The 20,707-nt window shown below is 54.6% G+C and carries 16 protein-coding genes, 2 tRNA genes and 1 pseudogene; 2 read left to right on the forward strand and 17 right to left on the reverse strand.

Features of this window, described 5'->3' with window-relative positions; all coding sequences use genetic code 11:
- Window positions 1-4 precede the first annotated feature (4 nt).
- Window positions 5-1,156, reverse strand: coding sequence for an L-threonine dehydrogenase (gene yiaY / locus R0I78_RS06220; protein ID WP_317074698.1), 1,152 nt, complete (start codon window positions 1,154-1,156; stop codon window positions 5-7).
- A gap of 91 nt (window positions 1,157-1,247) precedes the next feature.
- Window positions 1,248-2,765 carry an aldehyde dehydrogenase family protein gene (locus tag R0I78_RS06225; RefSeq protein WP_019934000.1) on the reverse strand — a complete coding sequence of 506 codons (1,518 nt, stop codon included), beginning with the start codon at window positions 2,763-2,765 and terminating at the stop codon, window positions 1,248-1,250.
- A 213-nt stretch (window positions 2,766-2,978) separates the two neighbouring features.
- Here R0I78_RS06225 and R0I78_RS06230 point away from each other — a divergent pair, with 213 nt between their 5' ends.
- On the forward strand, window positions 2,979-4,682 hold the full coding sequence (locus R0I78_RS06230) for a sigma-54-dependent Fis family transcriptional regulator (RefSeq protein WP_317074699.1): 1,704 nt from the start codon (window positions 2,979-2,981) through the stop codon (window positions 4,680-4,682).
- Here R0I78_RS06230 and R0I78_RS14910 read toward each other — a convergent pair.
- The 3 genes and pseudogenes from R0I78_RS14910 to R0I78_RS06240 all read right to left on the reverse strand — a co-directional run bounded on the left by R0I78_RS14910 (window position 4,669) and on the right by R0I78_RS06240 (window position 6,437).
- Window positions 4,669-5,049 (reverse strand): CZB domain-containing protein, encoded by a 381-nt coding sequence (locus R0I78_RS14910; protein WP_395536131.1) that lies wholly within the window; start codon window positions 5,047-5,049, stop codon window positions 4,669-4,671. The two genes, R0I78_RS06230 and R0I78_RS14910, sit on opposite strands and share 14 nt — an antisense overlap.
- Window positions 5,050-5,085: 36 nt before the next feature.
- Window positions 5,086-5,757 (reverse strand): annotated as a pseudogene (locus R0I78_RS14915) (methyl-accepting chemotaxis protein); the annotation flags it as partial.
- Window positions 5,758-5,882: 125 nt separating this feature from the next.
- Window positions 5,883-6,437, reverse strand: a complete 555-nt coding sequence (locus R0I78_RS06240; RefSeq protein WP_019934003.1) for a murein L,D-transpeptidase family protein — start codon at window positions 6,435-6,437, stop codon at window positions 5,883-5,885.
- Between the two features lie 318 nt (window positions 6,438-6,755).
- Here R0I78_RS06240 and R0I78_RS06245 point away from each other — a divergent pair, with 318 nt between their 5' ends.
- Complete coding sequence (locus R0I78_RS06245; RefSeq protein ID WP_317074701.1) at window positions 6,756-7,307, forward strand: hypothetical protein; 552 nt, start codon at window positions 6,756-6,758, stop codon at window positions 7,305-7,307.
- Here the strand turns inward: R0I78_RS06245 and R0I78_RS06250 are convergent.
- From R0I78_RS06250 to tig, 12 genes are all read right to left on the reverse strand, one after another.
- Window positions 7,304-8,374 (reverse strand): GTP pyrophosphokinase family protein, encoded by a 1,071-nt coding sequence (locus R0I78_RS06250; protein ID WP_019934005.1) that lies wholly within the window; start codon window positions 8,372-8,374, stop codon window positions 7,304-7,306. The two genes, R0I78_RS06245 and R0I78_RS06250, sit on opposite strands and share 4 nt — an antisense overlap.
- A 367-nt stretch (window positions 8,375-8,741) precedes the next feature.
- Window positions 8,742-8,828 (reverse strand) — tRNA-Leu (locus R0I78_RS06255).
- 23 nt (window positions 8,829-8,851) lie between these two features.
- Window positions 8,852-8,925, reverse strand: a tRNA-Cys gene (locus R0I78_RS06260).
- A gap of 123 nt (window positions 8,926-9,048) precedes the next feature.
- Entirely contained in the window at window positions 9,049-9,597 is a 549-nt protein-coding gene (gene pgsA / locus R0I78_RS06265; protein WP_317074702.1) for a CDP-diacylglycerol--glycerol-3-phosphate 3-phosphatidyltransferase, read from the reverse strand.
- Window positions 9,598-9,644: 47 nt separating this feature from the next.
- Window positions 9,645-11,474 carry an excinuclease ABC subunit UvrC gene (gene uvrC / locus R0I78_RS06270; protein WP_317074703.1) on the reverse strand — a complete coding sequence of 610 codons (1,830 nt, stop codon included), beginning with the start codon at window positions 11,472-11,474 and terminating at the stop codon, window positions 9,645-9,647.
- Between the two features lie 4 nt (window positions 11,475-11,478).
- Window positions 11,479-12,120, reverse strand: coding sequence for a UvrY/SirA/GacA family response regulator transcription factor (gene uvrY / locus R0I78_RS06275; protein ID WP_026344701.1), 642 nt, complete (start codon window positions 12,118-12,120; stop codon window positions 11,479-11,481).
- Window positions 12,121-12,340: 220 nt separating this feature from the next.
- Window positions 12,341-14,239, reverse strand: a complete 1,899-nt coding sequence (locus R0I78_RS06280; RefSeq protein ID WP_317074704.1) for a SurA N-terminal domain-containing protein — start codon at window positions 14,237-14,239, stop codon at window positions 12,341-12,343.
- Window positions 14,240-14,352: 113 nt separating this feature from the next.
- Window positions 14,353-14,625 carry an HU family DNA-binding protein gene (locus R0I78_RS06285; protein ID WP_026344702.1) on the reverse strand — a complete coding sequence of 91 codons (273 nt, stop codon included), beginning with the start codon at window positions 14,623-14,625 and terminating at the stop codon, window positions 14,353-14,355.
- Window positions 14,626-14,790: 165 nt separating this feature from the next.
- A complete protein-coding gene (lon, locus tag R0I78_RS06290) occupies window positions 14,791-17,142 on the reverse strand; it encodes an endopeptidase La (RefSeq protein WP_317074705.1) in 2,352 nt (783 codons plus the stop codon).
- A 137-nt stretch (window positions 17,143-17,279) separates the two neighbouring features.
- On the reverse strand, window positions 17,280-18,560 hold the full coding sequence (clpX, locus tag R0I78_RS06295; protein ID WP_019934057.1) for an ATP-dependent protease ATP-binding subunit ClpX: 1,281 nt from the start codon (window positions 18,558-18,560) through the stop codon (window positions 17,280-17,282).
- An 85-nt stretch (window positions 18,561-18,645) separates the two neighbouring features.
- Window positions 18,646-19,269: an ATP-dependent Clp endopeptidase proteolytic subunit ClpP gene (gene clpP / locus R0I78_RS06300; RefSeq protein WP_051089261.1), complete on the reverse strand. Its 624-nt coding sequence runs from the start codon at window positions 19,267-19,269 to the stop codon at window positions 18,646-18,648.
- 88 nt (window positions 19,270-19,357) lie between these two features.
- Complete coding sequence (gene tig / locus R0I78_RS06305; RefSeq protein WP_317074706.1) at window positions 19,358-20,668, reverse strand: trigger factor; 1,311 nt, start codon at window positions 20,666-20,668, stop codon at window positions 19,358-19,360.
- Window positions 20,669-20,707 lie beyond the last annotated feature (39 nt).

The raw sequence follows: 20,707 nt of genomic DNA on the forward strand, positions 1-20,707 counted from the left end.
TTCTTCAGAACGCGGCTTTAAAAATACCCACCACTTCTTCATGAGTGGGCTGCACCGGATTGGTAAGACCACAGGCGTCTTTCATGGCATTGCTGGCAAGCTCGGCAAAATCTTCTTCTTTCACCTTGAGGTCACGCAGACCGGCAGGAATGCCCACCTGGCGGGCCAGACGCTCAATGGCCGCAATGCAGCGATCAGCACCCTGCTCCGGCGACAGCCCCTGTACCTCTTCACCCAGAGCGGCAGCCACCTCGGTCAGGCGCACAGCGGCCACCCGGCTGTTAAAGCGCTGCACATGGGGCAGCAGCACAGCGTTACACACGCCATGGGGCAAGTCATAAAAACCACCCAGCTGGTGCGCCATGGCATGCACATAGCCCAGTGAGGCGTTGTTAAAGGCCATGCCCGCCAGCAACTGGGCGTAAGCCATGTTGTTGCGGGCTTCCATATTGCTGCCGTTTTCTACGGCATTGGCCAGGTTGTCACTGATCAGATTAATGGCCTTGATAGCGCAGGCATCAGTGATGGGGTTGGCCGCGGTAGATACATAAGCTTCCACCGCATGGGTGAGCGCGTCCATGCCGGTGGCAGCGGTCAGCGAAGCCGGCATGTTTTTCATCAGGAAGGGGTCATTTACCGACAGCACCGGGGTGACGTGCTTATCAACAATGGCCATTTTAATATGGGTATTCTCATCGGTAATAATGCAGAAACGGGTAATTTCCGAGGCGGTGCCGGCGGTGGTGTTAATGGACACCAGCGGCAGCTGGGGCTTGGCCGACTTGTCTACCCCTTCATAATCGCGAATATCACCGCCGTTACTGGCCACCAGCGCAATGGCCTTGGCACAATCATGAGGCGAGCCGCCCCCCAGAGAAATAACAAAATCGCACTGGTTCTGATTAAGAATGGCCAGACCCGCTTCCACGTTACCGGTAGTGGGGTTGGCCTGCACACCATCAAAAATACTGGCCTGAATATCCTTACCGGCCAGAGCCTGCTGCAGCTGACCGGCATAACCCAGCTCTACCAGCGGTTTGTCGGTCACAATCAGGGCATGACGAAAGCCCGACTCACTGACATGATTAACGGCCTGATCCAGGGCACCATCGCCAATCAGGTTTACCGAGGGCATAAAGAAAGTTGCTGTGCTCATGTTATTGCTCCTTGCCTGAGGCCTTGGCCTCTATCATTGTTGCTGATTAACAAGCCATGGCGGCACCGGCCTTGCGGTGCCGCATCATGGTTTAGAAGAAACCCAGGGGATTGCTGCTGTAGCTGACCAGCATGCACTTGGTGAGCTGATAGTGATCCAGCATCATTTTGTGGGTTTCCCGGCCGATGCCCGACTTCTTGTAGCCGCCAAAGGCGGCATGGGCAGGATAGGCGTGATAGCAGTTCATCCACACCCGGCCGGCCTGAATGCCCCGGGCCATGCGATAGGCGCGGTTCACATCCCGGGTCCAGACGCCCGCCCCCAGGCCAAACTCGGTGTCGTTGGCAATGGCCAGCGCGTCGGCCTCGTCCTTGAAGGTGGTAACTCCCACCGCCGGACCAAAGATCTCTTCCTGAAACACCCGCATGTTATTGCGGCCCTGGAAAATGGTGGGCTGAATATAAAAGCCGTTTTCCAGCCCGCTGATGGAGTTGGCCTGTCCGCCCAGCAGCATTTGTGCCCCTTCAGAGCGGCCAATTTCCATGTAGCCGAGAATTTTGTCGAACTGCTCCCGTGAAGCCTGCGCCCCTACCTGCGTCTCGGTGTCGAGCGGGTTACCCTGCTTGATTTCACGGCCCCGGGCCAGCACCCGCTCCATAAATTCGTCATAAATACTTTCTTGCACCAGCGCCCGGGACGGACAGGTACACACTTCCCCCTGGTTAAAGAAGGTAAGCAGCATGCCCTCAATGCATTTGTCCACAAACTCGGGCTCATGGCGCAGCACATCTTCAAAAAAGATGTTAGGAGACTTGCCGCCCAGTTCCACGGTGGACGGAATAAGCCGCTCGGCTGCCGCCTTGAGAATGTGCTGACCCACAGGGGTAGAACCGGTAAAGGCGAGCTTGGCAATGCCGGGGTGGCGCAAAATGGCTTCACCTGCTTCCGGCCCCAGACCGTTGACCACGTTGATCACGCCGGGGGGCAACAGGTCGCCAATCAGCTCCATTAATACCAGAATGGAGGCCGGGGTCTGCTCGGCGGGCTTGAGCACGGTGCAGCAACCTGCCGCCAGCACCGGGGCCAGCTTCCAGGCTGCCATCAGCAGCGGAAAGTTCCAGGGAATAATCTGCCCTACTACTCCCACCGGCTCACGAAAGTGATACACAGCCGTGGTGCCGTCCAGCTCGGCGGCGCTGCCTTCCTGTGCACGAATGGCGCCGGCAAAATAACGGAAATGATCCACCACAAGGGGAATATCAGCGGCCAGGGTTTCGCGCACCGCCTTGCCGTTATCCCAGGTCTCGGCCACGGCCAGCATCTCTTTGTTCTGCTCAATGCGATCGGCAATGCGCAGCATCAGGTTGGCCCGCTCCGCCGGCGGTGTGCTGCCCCAGCTGGCAAACGCCTGTGTGGCGGCTTTTACTGCCAGATCAACGTCGGCTTCGTCAGAGCGGGGCACTTCACAAAATACGGCACCATTAACCGGTGAGGTATTTTCCATATAACGGCCTTTCACCGGGGCCGTCCATTCGCCACCGATAAAGTTCTGATAACGGGGCTTGAAATTAACAATGGCACCGGCCTGGCCAGGTTGCTGATAAATCATATTGCTCTCCTTGCTGATAGTTTCAGTCGTTATTTGTATTGCAAAGCCAATGCCAAATTTACATTTTAATAACAAAAGCAACGGCAAGCCTTATCCTTGAAGGCATTGCGGGTTACACTGATTATCACTGCCAGCCGGTTTAATGCCGGCACACTGTGGTAAAAGTGTACGGGTGTTCAGTGCAAGTGTTCAGTTTCCGGACAGGCGAAAATCATGACCATGCAATATCTGACTTTTGGCGAGCAGCCCACCGCGCTGCTGACCCGCTCCTGGCAACGCAGCCAGGGTTTTGGCCTGCAGCCTCACTTTCAGGCCGATCCCGACTGCCTGAGCCCGGCGGATTTGCGCCAGCAACAACAACGCCACCGGCATTTGTTAAGCCTGGTACAAAAGGCCATGCCCTTGTTTGAACAATGGCAGCAAGGCCGGGATTGCCGGCTGCTGTTTGCCGATGCCGACGGCACCATTTTGCTCAGCACCGGCGACAGCCGCTTTTCTACCCGTGCCCGCCGGCTGGCACTGGCCACCGGTGCCCGCTGGCACGAGCAGACCATGGGCACCAATGCCATTGGCACCGCACTCTCGGAGCAGCAGGAAGTGTCCATTCTGGGTGAGCAACACTATATGCAGGCCAATCACAGCATCAGCTGCAGTGCCAGTCCGGTGTTTTCCCCCACCGGCGAGCTGCTGGGTGTGATTGATATTTCCAGTGAGGCCGGCAAACACAGCAGCGATATGCTGATGACCGCCCGGCTGATGGCCCTGACCATGGAAAATGCCCTGGTCAGTGAGCAGCAGGATGCCTGCTGGCTGCTGAACCTGGCCAATGATGCCGCCGGCCTGCAACAGCCCTGGTCGGCGCTGATTGCCCTGCGGGAAGACGGCCGCCTGCTGGGGGCCAATCGCCGCGCCCGCCAGTGGTTACCCCGCCTTGATCCTGCCGCCCTGCTCAGTCAGCTGCGCCAGGGTGAGCTTACCCCCTGGGGTGATGGCATGGCACTGCTCAGCAGACGCAGCAGCCCGGGCCGCCCCCGCCCGGTGACACCGCCTTCCGCCGACCATGCCGCTCTTAAGTTGCTGAACCATGGCGTGCCCTTGTTGCTACAAGGTGAAACCGGCACCGGCAAGGATCATCTGGTGCGCCGGCTGCACCAGCAAAGCCAGCGCGCCAAGGGCCCGCTGATTGCCGTTAACTGTGGTGCCCTACCCACCGATTTGATTGAAGCCGAACTGTTCGGGCACACCGCCGGTGCTTTTACCGGCAGCCACAAAGAAGGCCGCCCGGGCTATATCAGAGCAGCACATCAGGGTATTTTATTTCTGGATGAAATTGGCGAGCTGCCGCTGCCGGCACAAACCCGGCTGTTACGGGTATTACAGGAAAAAACCGTGGTGCCGCTGGGCTGCCATCAGCCGGTGCCGGTAGACTTTTGCGTGATTGCCGCCAGCCATAAAAACCTTGAGGTCATGGTCGCCGACGGGAGTTTCAGGGAAGATTTGTACTTTAGGTTAAACGGCTACAAGCATACCCTAACGCCGCTGCGCGAGTATACCAGAGCCGATTTCGAGGCGCTGACCGCACAGCTGTTGCGAGAGCTGCACGGCCCTGACATCAGGCTGGCTGAGAGCATAATGGACAAGCTCCATGCCTGTCCCTGGCCGGGAAACATTCGCCAGCTCAGGCAAGTGCTGGAGGTAGCGGGGATCCTCGCTGATGGCAGGCAGATTGAAACACATCACCTGCCTGAGTTGCCGGTTGTCAACGTCACGGGCCAAACGGCCGGCCAGGATCTGAAAACCACCACCGAGCAGCGCATTCAGCAGGTGCTGAACGCCTGCAACGGCAACATCAGCGAGGCTGCCCGACAACTCAATATCAGCCGCACCACGCTTTACGCCCGGCTCAAAAAGCGCTGATCACTTCAGCACCCAGCGTTTCCAGTCTGCGGGTCACCAGCAGGCTGGCAGATTCCATTTCCTGCAGGCAAGCCAGACCCTCTTCAACATTGCCTGCGGCAAACGCCTGCAGGGCCAGCGCCCCCTGCTGATGCACCTGCTGATGGCTGCTTTCCAGGCTGCGGAAAGATGACAGGTGGCTGTAAAGGCGCGCTCCCCGTCCTTCGTAATACCATTTGCCCAGCCGGCATTCATGATGCGTGGACACCGGATCATCAAACTGATGTTGCTCAATACGCTGATAAATATCACTTTTCCAGACTGCATGATCGAGTTTAACCGCCTCCAGAAATGCCACTGCAGCATTGCGCTGAATGACCTGCCGCATGGCTTCGGCCTGAGTGACGACTTCCCGGGTAACATCATCAATTTGCTGTGCTGAAGAAGCAATTTCGTTTGTACTGGTAACAGATTCATTGACCGACACATGAATAGCCCGGCTTTGTTCCAGCACTTTTTGCACCAGCGTATTGATGTTGCCGCTTGCCTCATGAGCCTTACTGGCCAGGTTGCGCACTTCATCCGCGACTACCGCAAACCCCCGGCCCTGCTCGCCGGCCCGGGCCGCTTCAATGGCAGCATTCAGCGCCAGCAGATTGGTTTGTTCGGAAATTTCCTGAATGACGGAGACAAAGTTACTGATCTGACCAGCCGTATCGGTAAGAATGGCGGCACTTTCCGCACTGTGTGACACCTCACTGTGGATCACAGCTGAACGCTGTTTCAATACATCCGTTGCCTGATAAGTTTGTTCAAAGACGCCTTCCATGGCCGTCAGTTTTTCACGCTCCTCCAGCAGGCTTTCCGCATTGGTGACCATGCCGGCACGAATAGCCTGCAACATATCACTGCCTTTCAGCGCCGCCTGTGTCAGACCACGGCAGCTGCGTTGCTCTCTCTGTACCTGAGCCAGCTCTTCACGCAGTCCGGCCAGCTCGCTTTCCCGTGCGGCAATACGGGTTTCATACTCTGCAACCTGGGCAGCCAGCTGCTGTTCTAGATCCTGTACCCGTTTTTTTATTTTTGATGCAAACATTCTGTCTCCTGAGTCCTTTTGCCCGCATATTAAGCAATAGCAGGCAGGTGCTTACCAGCATGCACATGCCATTAAGCAGATTATTTTAGTCACCAGTGTGATAGCCGAAAGCTTAGCACCTGAAATCAGATATCCTGATTACGCGGAAAACGGGCAAACTCTTTGGAAATATTCGCATACAGCTCCACCGCCCAGCGAGGAAGATTGGCCGCAAAGCCATTTAATGGCTCCCGGCGCGGATCGTGAGGCGCAATCACCACTGAGGTGTTTTCCACGCCAATCTGATTGACCAGCACAAACAGCTCTTCAATGGCAATATCACCCACAGCCAGACACCCCACCGACTCGGCTTTGCCGTGAATATAAATATCACCACCCGGATCGGTTCGCCCTTCCTTGGCGGCGCGCATTAGATCGTAAGAATTGGGATAATTAAGCCGCATCGACAGATGAAAACGGCTGTTGGGGTTAAGATGGGTAATACGATAAATGCCCTCGGGCACCTGTTTGTCACCTTCACGCAGCTTGGGACCAGGGCCGCCACTGGCCTTGCGCACCGGGTAGCTGCGAATAAAAGTAAAATTTTCACCCTCATTGCGGGCCCACAGCTCCAGGGCTTTTTCTTCCTTGGTGGCCAGCAGTACTATGTCTTTGGGCGGATAGCTGACTTCGGCACGCATGAAGTAGGGCCTCATGCGAACCTCAGCCAACGCCCCATATGACGCAACCACATTTTCTATTGATCCATGGTTATAGCTGAAAGCGGTACCAGACATAAGTAAAGTGGTTAAAAAAAGGCTTGGCGCGACAAAAGTGGACATAAAGCGCATAAATAACAGTTAACTCTTGGTGACTTCCTGCTTCAATAATAGCCTGAGCCGCTGCCGCTTGTAACCATGTGAGCACAATTTTACAGCATAATTTGTTTCACTACGTCGCCGGGGCCACACTTATTCAGCAAACTTGGGTTATGGTGCCCGCTCACTCAGAGGTTAAACATGCAACCATTACTTCGGATCTGGCCCCTGCTGCTGCTTACCGGCTGCGCTCAAATGCCCTCTTTGCTGCAAGACGCCTCCGCACCGATAAACGAAAACAGCCCGGGTGTCAGCATTACTCAGAGCAAGCCACCCAGGCTGGCCGCCCTCACCTTTTATGCAAAAACGCCTTATAGCCAGGATCAGGCAATGCAGTGTGCAGAGCAACTGATGCAACCTCAAAGCAGTGACGAGCCGGTAATTCGCTATGCCGGCCGCGACATGCTTAACGCCAGCGGCATCATAAGCAACAACACCCGGCTTTATGGCGTGCTGCCGGTGCAGGACTATATACGCTATGAGCTGACCCTGCTGGAAAAGGTATCCGGCACCACCTACCATTTTCGCCGCATTGAGCTGTCCCGCTTTGATCCCATGGGCATTAACAGCCAGCACTACGCCGCCCTGCCACCCAGCGGCAGCAAAACCGAGCTGGTGCATCAGCAGCTAGAGGCGCTGTTTAAGGAAATGGATGCGTGTATTGCCGGGAGTAATAAATCTCCACTCAGTTAACCGTTTTCTGCCAGCCATTCTTCAAATGCTTCCATTACATGGCTGCTCAAAAGATGGGAGAAGGCTTCTTTATCACCCAGATAAAGACAATGTCTGATCATTGTGTATGGGTTTAGCGTTTCACCTGTGTTTTTATTTTCAAAGAACTCTTTGTACTTTTTGACTGTGGCTATGTTTTCCCTTAAGTAGAAATTAAACTTGCCACGGGTAATGCCTTTCTTTAGTGAAACAATTTCTTCAGTAAACCCGTCTACCTTGTGTGGTTCAAAGTAGAAATCCGGGAAAAAGTGGTTAGCAATTTTCAGGAAACTGAATGCATTCAGAATGTAGGTTTTGGTTTTAGAGTTTGATTCACCTACCTGAACAAGGTCAGTTTCTTTGGCAATTTGTTCTTGAGTTAAATCTTCAGCCTGCAGTATCGCTTCTGTTGCGTTACGAATTTCACGAAACTCCCGATCTGCCACTTCAAACAATGCTGCCAGCGAATTAATTCTTCTCTTCAGAGAGTTGGGAATGGATTTCTTATACTTAATCTTATGATCAAGCACGCTCCATGAATCCTGAATTATTGTCCTGATTTGGATCTCAAAACCAAAGTCAAAAAACTTGGAATACTCGGGGAGTGTTCTTCTCTGCTCGTTCAACTTCAGATCAAGGTGCAGACCTTTATACCCGAAGTAATTTTCAGTGCTTTCAATCTGGGCTATCTTGTCTGTAATATCAACTACTTCAAAGTGCGCGCACAGCAGATCTTTTATCTTCTCAATATCATCTTCATACAAGCAGACTACTCGAACTCCTATCAGGTCTGATATATGGTCAATGATTCTGTACTCATGATCTTTTTCTTCCAGGGCAGCTCTGTACTTACTGCTGAATTTCTTTATAGATTCATTTCTTTCTTTAACGCGACCTTCTATTTTAGATATCGTTATGTCGCTAGAGTTTCTTATCAGTGAATTAATCAAGGTAACAAATGAATTCATGGCTCCATCTAACAAGTCATAGTTTTCGTTGTAGTAATCACGAAACTCTTGCTTTGCATTTTCAAAATTTAAAGATGGCATTTATTTACCTCGAACTGCTAACACACTAACACTACATATCCATTGTTTATTTGAACTTAAAAAAACAGATACTCCTTATGTTGCTTCGTTATTCATACGAAGCGATAAAACATGTAAAAAGCAGGCTACCCGTTAATGACAGCATTCTTCTTCTGCCCTTACAGTCACACACAGTAATGAGTAACATCAAACAGGGTACTGCTCCAATTGCCACCTAGTATGACTCAAACAGATGAGGTTTTCGAGTGCAGGGAAGCTGTTTGCCCTGCTGAAGAGAAGATGCCGATTTTACAGGCTCTGCCGCTGAAGTGGTAACTGCAGGAATGCTGAGTACGTATATCACTGAAAGCGATAAAAAGAGGAAGAATGGTGCCCGGAGCCGGACTTGAACCGGCACGCCCTTACGAGCGAGGGATTTTAAATCCCTTGTGTCTACCGATTTCACCACCCGGGCGTAGACGTTTTCGAGATAGAATATGGAGGCGCGTTCCGGAATCGAACCGGACTAAACGGATTTGCAATCCGCTGCATAACCACTTTGCTAACGCGCCATGCATGTCTTTGATATGGGCAGCATTTTAATGCTCGCTGCCGCCCAGTCAACTGGTTTTACACTTTTTGCAGCTGTTCGCATACTTTTTATGCGCAAATGCGGTTTTACCGGCAATTCGTCGCTACTCGCTGCGGGTCAGGTCGTCCCAGGCAGCTTTAAAGTAATCATAGGCAGAGAACAGAGTCAGACCGGTGGCCACATACAGCAGCACATAGCTGGCCCACACCATATAAATGCTCTGTTGCCAGATAAGGCCAATCAACGCCAGCATCTGAATGGTCGTTTTCCATTTGCCAATCCAGCTTACCGCCACCCGTGAGCGTTCGCCAATGCCAGCCATCCACTCCCTCAGCGCCGAGATAATAATCTCGCGGCTGATCATCAGCATGGCCGGAATGGTTACCAGAATACTGCTGTAGTCATCCACTATCAGCACCAGGGCAGCCGCTACCATTACCTTGTCGGCAACCGGGTCGAGAAAGGCACCAAAAGGCGTGCTTTGCTTGAGCTGGCGGGCCAGAAAGCCGTCCAGCCAGTCGGTCGCGGCAGCCACGGTAAACACCACTGCTGCCCAGAAGTATCCCCACTCAACGGGCAGATAAAACAGCACAATGAAGATGGGGATCAGCAAAATGCGAAAGAACGTCAGAGAATTAGGGACATTTATCATTGTTATTCAAACCAAGGGAGATGCAGCTACATGGTGCATGATGAGACTCAGTGATGCAACGCATCGTGTATCTTTTCTGCCAGTGCTTTGCTGATGCCGGGCACTTTGGCCAGTTCTTCCACACTGGCCCGTTTTACTTCCTGCAAACCACCCATGTATTTCAGCAGAGCCTGCCGGCGTTTGGCCCCTATACCGGGAATGGTTTCCAGGCTGCTGGTGACTCTGGCCTTGCCCCGTTGGGCACGATGACCGGTAATGGCAAAGCGGTGAGATTCATCCCGAATATGCTGAATAAGGTGCAGCGCCGGCAAGTCGGCCGGCAAATGTCGCTCTTCATGCGTCTGCCCCATGATCAGGGTTTCCAGCCCGGGCTTGCGGGTAACGCCCTTGGCAACCCCAATCAGTACCGGCTTTCTGGGGCTGTCGGCCAGGACATCAGCCATCACACTTTCTGCCTTGCTGAGCTGGCCCAGGCCGCCGTCAATAAAGAGCACATCGGGCAGCGTGTCGGGATCCGCCCCGTCAAAACGTTTATACAGGGCCTGCTCCATGGCAGCATAGTCATCGCCGGGCGTAATGCCGGTAATGTTAAAACGGCGATAATCGCTTTTGCACGGGCCGTCTTTGTCAAATACTACACAGGACGCCACGGTTTTTTCACCCATGGTATGAGAGATATCGAAACACTCCATGCGGGCAATATCGGGCATGGCCAGCACGTCCTGCAGCTGCGCCAGACGCTGACGCTGAGTGCTGCGGTGAGCCAGCCGGCTGGCCAGGGCCGTCTCTGCATTGGTGCAGGCCAGCTTGACAAAGCGGGCCCGTTCACTGCGCACGGCACTGCGCAAACGCACCCGGCGGCCATAGTGCTGAGTCAGGGTATCGCTGAGCACGGTTTCATCGGGCAAAGTGCGGTCCAGCAGTACTTCTGACGGTGCTTCCCGGCCGTTAATGCCGGAAAGATAAAACTGCAACACAAAGCTTTGCAGGATTTCCTCGGCGTCGGTATCCGGGGCCATGCGCGGAAAATAACTGCGCCCGCCCAGCACCTTGCCCTGACGAATAAACAGCACCTGCACACAGGCCTGGCTACGCTCCACGGCAAGGCCAATGACATCGAGATCGTCAAGCACATTGCCACTGACAAACTGCTGCTCCTGCACCCGGCGCAGCGCCTGCAGCTGATCGCGAAAGCGGGCCGCATCTTCAAAACGCAGCTCACCGCTGGCCTGCTCCATACTGTCGGCCAGATCCGTCAGTACCTGCTGGTTCTTGCCCTGCAAAAATAACCGGGCCAGCTGCACCTGATGGGCATATTCTTCATCACTCACCAGCCCTGTTACACAGGGGCCGGCACAGCGCTTGAGCTGATAAAGCAGACAGGGCCGGCTGCGATTGGCATACATGGTGTCTTCACACTGGCGCACCGGAAACAGCTTTTGCATCAGATGCAGGCTTTCCCGTACGGCAGCACCGTTAGGATAAGGGCCAAAGTATTCGCCGCGCTTCTTGCGGGCACCGCGATGAATGCTGATGCGCGGATGGGCATGATCGGAGATCAGAATATAGGGGTAAGACTTGTCGTCGCGCAGCAGCACATTGTATTTGGGCAGATACTGCTTGATCAGGTTGTGCTCAAGGATCAGCGCTTCGGTTTCGGTGTGGGTCACCGTCACCTGCACATCACAAATCTGGCGTACCAGAGCACGGGTTTTCTCGCCACTCACATTGGTGCGAAAATAGGATGACAGCCGCTTTTTCAGGTTTTTGGCCTTGCCCACATAGATCACCACACCGCCGGCGTCATACATGATGTAAACACCGGGCTGATCAGTGACTACCTTAAGAAAGGCTTTGGCATCAAAGGGCTGACTCATAAACCTAGATTTTCTCGGCGTCGAGCATACCGTAGCGAATGGCCAGGTGGGTCAGCTCCACATCACCATTAATATTAAGTTTACTGAACAACCGGTAACGATAGCTGTTCACGGTTTTGGGGCTCAGGTTCAACTGCTCGGAAATATCCGTTACTCGCTGGCCGCGGGTGATCATCAGCATGATCTGCAGCTCCCGCTCCGACAGTTCCTTGAACGGGTTTTCCTCATTGGAGAACTGACTCAGGGCCATGCGCTGGGCAATTTCCGGTGACAAATAACGCTGGCCGCTGTTCACCAGCCGAATGGCATTGATCATTTCTTCCGGCCCGGCACCCTTGGTCAGATAGCCGGCGGCACCTGCCTGCATGACCTTGGTGGGGAACGGGTTTTCAGTGTGAATGGTCAGAACAATGATTTTGATGTCCGGATTAAAACGCAGAATTTTGCGGGTGGCTTCCAGGCCGCCAATACCGGGCATATTCATGTCCATTAAAATCACGTCAGGATGATGCTCGCGACACCACTGCACGGCTTCTTCGCCACTTTTGGCCTCGCCGGTCACCTTCATTCCCTTGACGTCTTCTAAAATGCGTCGGATCCCTGTGCGCACTAACTCATGGTCATCAACCAGGAATACGTTTATCAAAGCTGTTCTCCGACTGCTTGTGGCCTGCTTAGCATATATCAATTGGCTATGCTTCGCATTATAACGAAAAAACGCAGGCATTGGCCTGCTGGAATATCTTAAGTATCAAATCGGCGCGAACTTGGCAACTCACCGGCTCACAAAGCAAATAAAGTATGGCCGCAGTAAAAACAAAAACAGACGCCGAAGCGTCTGTTTTTAGTCATGGATATTGGCCGGCTCAGAAGAAACTGTCGTCTTCGCTGTCCAGCTGGCGATACTCAATGTCGGCTGCCGCTTTGAGGGCATTGATAAGGCTCAGGTAGTCACGCTGTCCTTGTACCCTGCTCTGTCCCTGGCGCACCAGTGCCAGCTCGTCAGAAGGGGTTTCAGGCGTATTTACCTCGTCCAGACGCAGCACCGCAATGTCACCGCCAACCAGAGACACTGTGCTCAGGCTGGGCTCTTCATCAGGTGCCGGCATGGCAAACAGGGCATTGAGCAGTGCCGGATCCTGGGCGCTCTCACGGGTAACCTGCTCAAGCCGGGTGCTGTTCAGCTCACGCTCACTCAGCCAGTTGTCGGCACTGCCTTCACGCCAGGCCTGCTCCAGCTCGGCTGCCGCCTGCTGCGCCAGTTCGCCGGCCTTGTCCTGCAACGCAAGCTCGGTGGCCTCGGCTTTCACTTCTGCAAAGTCACGCACCGCTGCCGGCCGGTAGTCAAGCACTCGAATAACGACCGCCTGATTGGTATCCAGCTCAATAATGTCGGAGTTCATACGCTGCTCACGCAGCTCAACAGAAAAGGCTTTGTTGATCACCCGGGTGTCATTCAGCTGTTCCGGCAGCTCGCCGGCAGCCACAAAGTCGGTAGACGCTATGGTCAGGCCCAGTTCTTCAGCCGCAATATCCAGCGAGTCGGGGAATTCAAAGGCCAGCTCCGCCAGACGCTGCTCACGCTGATAGAAGTCGTCACCAGCCTGCTCCTGAGCCAAACGCTCGGCAATGCTGTTTCGCACTTCGTCCAGGGGTTTTACCTGAGCCGGGCGAACTTCAAGCAGCTTGATAATGTGCAGGCCAAAGTCGGTTTCTACCACACCGGAAACATCGCCTGTTTCTGCCAGAGCAAAAGCGGCATTATCAAAGGCCGGATCCAGAGTGCCCGCTTCCATCCAGTCCAGCTCGCCGCCTTTTTCACCGGTAAAAGTGTCATCAGACTCGGTTTCAGCCAGCTCGGCAAAGTCTTCACCGGCGTTCAGGCGGGACAGGATGCCGTCGATTTTTTCAGCGGCATCATCACCTTTATTGACCATGATATGGGCCACGCGGCGCTGCTCCGGCTGAGTGTAACTGGCCTGGTTAGCAGCGTAATAATCTTCAATCGCCTGCTCGTCAATATCCGCCGCCGTCACTGTGCCTGCATCCAGCAGCACATAGTTCAGCTTCACTTGCTCAGGACGCTGAAAACGCTCTGGGTGAGCCTCATACCAGGCTTTTGCTTCTTCTTCACTGACGGCAGCACTGGCCTCGAATTGCTCAAGCGGTAAACGGACCAGGGTAGCGCTGCGCTGCTGGTGAGTCAGACGGTCCAGCAGACCGGCTTCGCTTTCCAGCGAAAAGGCAGAGCCTACCACCGCATTCAATAACATCTGGCGGTTCAGATCCTGGCGAATGCTGTCACGCAGCTGCTCCGGGCTCAGATTATTACGGCTTAGCAGCTGCAGATAACGCTCGTTGTCAAACTGGCCGTCTACCTGAAACTCGGGCAAAGAGCGAATGGCATTGCGCACCTGCTCATCGCTGGCACGCAGCTGCAAATCATCAATTTTCTGGTCAATCAGGCGCTGCTCAATCAACTGCTCCAGCACAGAGCGGCGAATTTGCGCCACATAGGCAGGATCGGCCAGCAGCTGGCTGAACTGCTCGCCCAGCTGACTCTGCAAACGAGCGCGCTCGTTGCTGTAGGCATTTTCCAGTGCCTGAGCAGAAATCTCATCGCCGTTAACCACAGCCGCTATCTGTCTGGCAGGCTGAGTCACATAGCTGCCCACCCCCGCCAGGGCAAAAGACAGTATGATGGCACCCAGAATGATCTTGGAGGTAGTGCCCTGAGCACCTTCTCGCAGTTTGTCAAAAAACATAAGTTGTTATTGCTCCCGATGGCGGCAGGCCGCCAGTACCGAAAAAAAAGCGCACCACCGGATGCGCCTTGTTCGGAGTCAGTGTGGCCGGCAGTATTGCCGGCGTGCTGATATCAGTTAACGGCGTCTTTCAGGGCCTTTCCGGCTTTGAATGCAGGTGTTTTGGCCGCGGCAATCTGAATGGTGGCACCGGTTTGCGGGTTGCGGCCGGTACGGGCGGCGCGCTCACGCACTTCAAAAGTACCAAAGCCAACCAGAGAGACAGACTCACCATCTTTCAGAGTTTCGGTGATCGCTTCCACGAAAGCATCCAGTGCACGGCCGGCAGACGCCTTGGTGATGTCGGCGCCATCGGCGATTCTGTCAATCAGTTGAGATTTATTCACGGTCATTCCCCTTCATTTTATATTTGGCGTTGGTCGGATGACACAACCCTGTTATTTGAGTCTGATGACAGGGCTTCATCCCGACCCTGTCATCACAAGCTTTCCAAGGCTACTGCGACTCTCGGCTACTGACAAGCCTCAAACCGCAGCCGAGAGCGAAAAACCTCAGGCAGATGCCACGGTAAAGCCTTCCGGCGGCTGTTCCAGGGCCAGTTCCAGCACTTCCTCCACCCAGCGCACCGGATAAATGTCCAGATCGCCTTTGACGTTATCGGGAATTTCTTCCAGGTCACGCTCATTTTCTGCCGGGATCACCACCCGCTTGATGCCACCACGGTGGGCCGCCAGCAGTTTTTCCTTAAGGCCACCAATGGGCAGCACTTCGCCGCGCAGGGTTATCTCGCCGGTCATGGCCACATCGGCGCGCACCGGGTTGCCGGTGAGGCTGGACACCAGAGCGGTACACATGGCAATGCCGGCACTGGGGCCATCTTTGGGCGTGGCACCTTCGGGCACGTGCACATGAATATCCCGCTTCTCGTAAAAGTCGGCGTTAATGCGCCACTTTTCGGCGCGGGAGCGTACCACCGTCAGGGCCGCCTGAATGGACTCCTGCATCACATCGCCCAGGGAGCCGGTATAAGACAGCTTGCCCTTGCCCGGCACGTTGGCCACTTCAATGGTCAGCAGGTCGCCACCCACTTCGGTCCAGGCCAGTCCGGTTACCTGACCTATCTGATTGCTTTCTTCTGCCTTGCCATAGTCAAAGCGAATAACGCCCAGATAATTTTTCAGGTTGTCACCATTAATCACGACCTGTTTGATATCTTTATTAAGCAGAATTTCCTTCACCGCCTTGCGGCACAGCTTGGAAATTTCCCGCTCCAGACTACGCACCCCGGCTTCCCGGGTATAGTAGCGAATAATGCCGATAATGGCAGAATCTTCCACTACCAGCTCATTTTCTTTCAGGCCATTTCGGCTGATTTGCTTGGACAGCAAATGTCGTTTGGCAATATTGAGCTTTTCGTCTTCGGTGTAGCCGGACAGCCGAATCACTTCCATTCGGTCCAGCAGCGGCCCGGGTATGTTCATGGAGTTGGAGGTGGCCACAAACATCACATCGGAAAGGTCATAATCCACTTCCAGATAATGATCGTTAAAGCTGTGATTCTGCTCCGGATCCAGTACCTCCAGGAGGGCGGAAGACGGGTCACCACGCATGTCCGACGACATTTTGTCGATTTCGTCAAGCAGGAACAGCGGGTTGCGCACGCCCACCTTGGCCATTTTCTGAATCAGCTTGCCGGGCATGGAGCCGATATAGGTACGGCGGTGACCGCGGATTTCCGCCTCGTCACGCACGCCGCCCAGCGCCATGCGCACATATTTACGACCGGTGGATTTGGCAATGGACTGCCCCAGCGAGGTTTTACCCACACCGGGCGGACCCACCAGGCACAAAATGGGGCCTTTAATCTTGTTGGTCCGGCTCTGTACCGCCAGATATTCAATTATGCGCTCTTTGACCTTTTCCAGGCCATAGTGATCCGCGTCGAGCACTTCCTCGGCCTTGGCCAGGTCTTTTTTCACCTTGGACTTTTTCTTCCAGGGTACCGACACCATCCAGTCGATATAACCACGCACAACCGTGGCTTCTGCCGACATGGGTGACATCATTTTCAGCTTGGCAAGCTCGGCCTCGGCCTTTTGCTTGGCCTCGTCGGTCATGCCGGCGTCTTCAATTTTCTGCTGCAGCGCTTCAAATTCGTCGGGCACATCATCCAGCTCGCCCAGCTCTTTCTGAATGGCCTTCATCTGCTCATTCAGGTAATACTCACGCTGGCTCTTTTCCATCTGCTTTTTCACGCGGGCGCGAATGCGGCGCTCCACCTGCAGCAGATCCATCTCCGACTCCATCATTGCCATCAGGTACTCGAGGCGTTCACTGACCTCAACAATTTCCAGTACCTTCTGCTTGTCTTCCAGCTTCAGCGGCATGTGGGCAGCCATGGTGTCCGCCAGACGGGCAGCATCTTCAATGGCCGACAGCGAGGTCAGCACCTCGGGCGGAATTTTCTTGTTAAGCTTGATGTAGCCTTCAAACTGGGTGATGGCAGAGCGCACCAGCACTTCCTGCTCGCGCTCGTCCAGAGCCTGGGTGGTCAGATACTGGGCTTCAGCCACAAAGTAGCCGTCTTCTTCCCGCAGCTGCTCGAGCTGAGCCCGCTGGGCCCCTTCTACCAGTACCTTGACGGTACCATCGGGCAGCTTGAGCATTTGCAGTACGTTGGCCACAGTGCCCACCTGATAGACATCATCCGCACCCGGATCGTCGGTGGACGCATCTTTCTGGGCAACCAGCAGTACCTTCTTGTCCTGCTCCATGGCTGCTTCCAGGCAGCGAATGGATTTTTCCCGTCCTACGAACAGCGGGATCACCATATGAGGGTAAACCACCACGTCACGGAGAGGCAGGACGGGAGTTTCGATGCGTTCGGAACGCTCTAGGGTCATAATGTCCTCTCGGCTTGAATGCAAAGTATTAGCGCTTGGATGAGTATATGGGGGCAGGATCGCAAGATTCAATCACAACACCCGCAAAAACGAAAAAAGGGGCAAAAAGCCCCTTTTTCAGCTCAAAAAAGCCGCATTCAGTCGCCGGAAGCAGCCTGGCTGTCGCCTTTCTCATAAATGAGAATGGGATCAGACTCACCTTTGATCACGGTTTCGTCAATCACCACCTTGGAAACGTCGTCCATGGACGGCAAATCATACATGGTGTCGAGCAGTACAGCCTCTACAATGGAGCGCAGGCCCCGTGCCCCGGTCTTGCGTTCCATGGCCTTACGGGCAATCGCACGCAGGGCGTCGTCACGAAACTCAAGCTCGACATCCTCCAGAGAGAACAAGGCACCATACTGCTTGGTAAGGGCGTTTTTAGGCTCAGACAGGATCTGCACCAAAGCCTCTTCGTCCAGCTCGGTGAGGGTTGCCACCACCGGCAGACGCCCGATGAACTCGGGGATCAGGCCATACTTCACCAGATCTTCCGGCTCTACCCGGGTGAAGATATCACTCAGGCTGGATTTCTGATCCCGGGATTTCACCTCAGCACCAAAACCAATGCCGGTGCCCTTGTCCATGCGCTGCTCAATGACCTTGTCGAGACCGGCAAAAGCACCACCACACACAAACAGGATTTTGGAAGTATCTACCTGCAAAAATTCCTGCTGCGGATGCTTGCGTCCGCCCTGGGGCGGCACCGAGGCTACCGTGCCTTCAATCAGTTTCAGCAATGCCTGCTGCACGCCCTCGCCCGACACGTCCCGGGTAATGGACGGGTTATCGGACTTACGGGAGATCTTGTCGATTTCATCGATGTAAACAATGCCACGCTGGGCTTTTTCCACATCGTAGTCGCACTTTTGCAGCAGCTTCTGAATAATGTTCTCGACATCTTCGCCCACATAACCGGCTTCGGTCAGGGTGGTGGCATCGGCCATGGTAAAGGGCACGTCCAGCAGACGGGCCAGGGTTTCCGCCAGCAGGGTTTTGCCCGAGCCGGTAGGACCAATCAGCAGAATGTTGGACTTGCCCAGTTCAACGCCGTCGGCACCAGTGGCATTGCGCAGCCGCTTGTAGTGGTTGTATACCGCTACCGCCAGCACTTTTTTGGCATGATCCTGACCAATGACATAATCGTCCAGATGAGCACGGATTTCATGAGGCGTGGGCAGGGCATCGCCCTCACGCTTGGGTGAAATATCCTTGATCTCTTCCCGAATGATGTCTTCGCACAGTTCGACACATTCGTCACAAATATAGACGGAAGGGCCGGCGATCAGCTTGCGCACTTCATGTTGGCTTTTACCGCAAAAGGAACAGTACAGCAATTTGCCGCCGTCCCCTTCGCCCTTGCGTTTGTCTGTCATTCAGTCACCTCGTGTGGATGCAGCGCGGGGTGTCACCCTGTTCGGGCCTCTACTGCACAGTGTACAGCACCCCGCCCCGCTTTGCTCAGTCGCGCTTGAGAAGCACCTCGTCAACCAGGCCGTATTCTTTGGCCTGTTCCGCTGACATAAAGTTGTCGCGGTCGGTATCGCGCTCGACCACCGACAGATCCTGGCCGGTATGCTCGGCCAGCAGCCGGTTGAGCTTTTCCTTGATATAGAGAATTTCCTTGGCGTGGATCTGAATGTCCGACGCCTGCCCCTGAAAGCCACCCAGGGGCTGGTGAATCATCACCCGGCTGTTGGGCAGGGCAAAGCGTTTGCCCGGCGCACCGCCGGCCAGCAAAAACGCTCCCATGGAGCAGGCCTGTCCCATGCACACAGTGCTGACGTTAGGCTTGATAAACTGCATGGTATCGTAGATGGACATGCCCGCAGTCACGGAGCCACCCGGCGAATTGATATACAGATAAATGTCTTTTTCCGGATTTTCTGATTCCAGAAACAGCAGCTGGGCGCAGATCAGGTTGGCCATGTGATCTTCAACCTGACCGGTCAGAAATATCACCCGCTCCTTCAGCAGCCGCGAGTAAATATCGTAGGAACGCTCACCCTTGGCTGTCTGCTCCACCACCATGGGGATCAGGGCGGCCAGAGGGCCGTCCGTCATCGGATTCTGGTTGTTCGACATAAAATTTGTGTCCCTAAAACAAAATGGCCCGAGTGCACTTACACTGGGGCCATTATACGCAAGAGCTTGATGCTTAAGTCAAATGATCTTAAGCGCCCATACCCGGCTTGTTCATCACTTCGTCAAAGGAAACCTGCTTGTCGGTCACCTTGGCCTGAGACAGCACAAACTCGATAGCCTGATCTTCTACCGCCAGGCTGCGCACGTTTTCCAGCAGCTGGGGGTTGTCGTTGTAGTAAGCCACCACTTCAGACGGATCTTCATAGGCAGACGCCATGGAGGTGATGATTTCCTGTACCTTGGCGTCGTCAGCCTTGATCTCATTGGTCTTGATCAGCTCGCCCAGCACCAGACCCACGCGCACGCGACGCTCGGCCTGATCCTTGAACAGTTCAGCAGGCAGCTCGGGCGCATTTTTTGCGTCCAGACCACCAAACCGCTGCATGGCCTGCTTGCGCAGCGTGTCTACTTCACTGTTGATCAGAGACTGGGGCACTTCTACCTGGTTCTGCTCCAGCAGACCGTCAATCACCTGCTCTTTCACGGACGCTTTCAGGGCCTGAGCCAGTTCGCGCTCCATGTTTTTGCGTACTTCGGCTTTCAGGCCGTCAACGCTGCCGTCGGCAATGCCAAAGCGCTTCACGAACTCTTCGGTCAGTTCGGGCAGCTGCTGGGCTTCTACCTTGGTCAGGGTGATGGCGAAGCTGGCCGGCTTGCCTTTCAGGTTTTCGGCGTGATATTCCTCGGGGAAGGTCACTTCAATGGTGAACTCGTCGCCGGCTCTCTTGCCCAGCAGACCGTCTTCAAAGCCCGGGATCATGCGGCCGGAGCCCAGTACCAGCACGAAGTCATCGGCCTTGCCGCCTTCAAACTCTTCACCGTCTACAGAACCCACAAAGTTCATGGTCACGCGGTCGCCGTCTTCGGCGGCACGGTCGGCTTCGGTCCAGTCGGCGTGCTGCTTGCGCAGGGTGTCGATCATATTGTCCAGATCGGCATCGGTCACTTCGGCCTGCGGCTTCTCAACGGCTACGGCGTCCAGACCTTTTACTTCTACTTCCGGATACACTTCAAAGGTAGCGGTAAAGGTGAAGTCTTCGCCGGTCTTGATCGGCGTCGGCTCCATGGTGGGCATGCCCGCCGGGTTGAGCTTTTCGCTCATTACGGCTTCAAAGAAGTTGCGCTGCATCAGCTCGCCGGCCACGTCGGCTTCAACGGACGGACCAAACATTTTCTTGATAACGGTCAGCGGGGCTTTACCGGGACGGAAGCCGTCAATACGACGGGTTTTGGCCAGCTGACGCAGACGGCTGTTCACTTCACCGCTTACCTGATCGGCGGGAACAGTAATGGTCAGGCGGCGCTCCAGGCCCTGGGTCGTCTCTACAGAAACTTGCATTCTTTTACCTCAATGTTCTTCAGCACAGCGGTGCTGACC

Origin of the sequence: Oceanimonas sp. CAM02, assembly GCF_032842915.1 — a bacterium.
In the GTDB taxonomy this organism is placed as follows: Bacteria; Pseudomonadota; Gammaproteobacteria; order Enterobacterales; family Aeromonadaceae; genus Oceanimonas; species Oceanimonas smirnovii.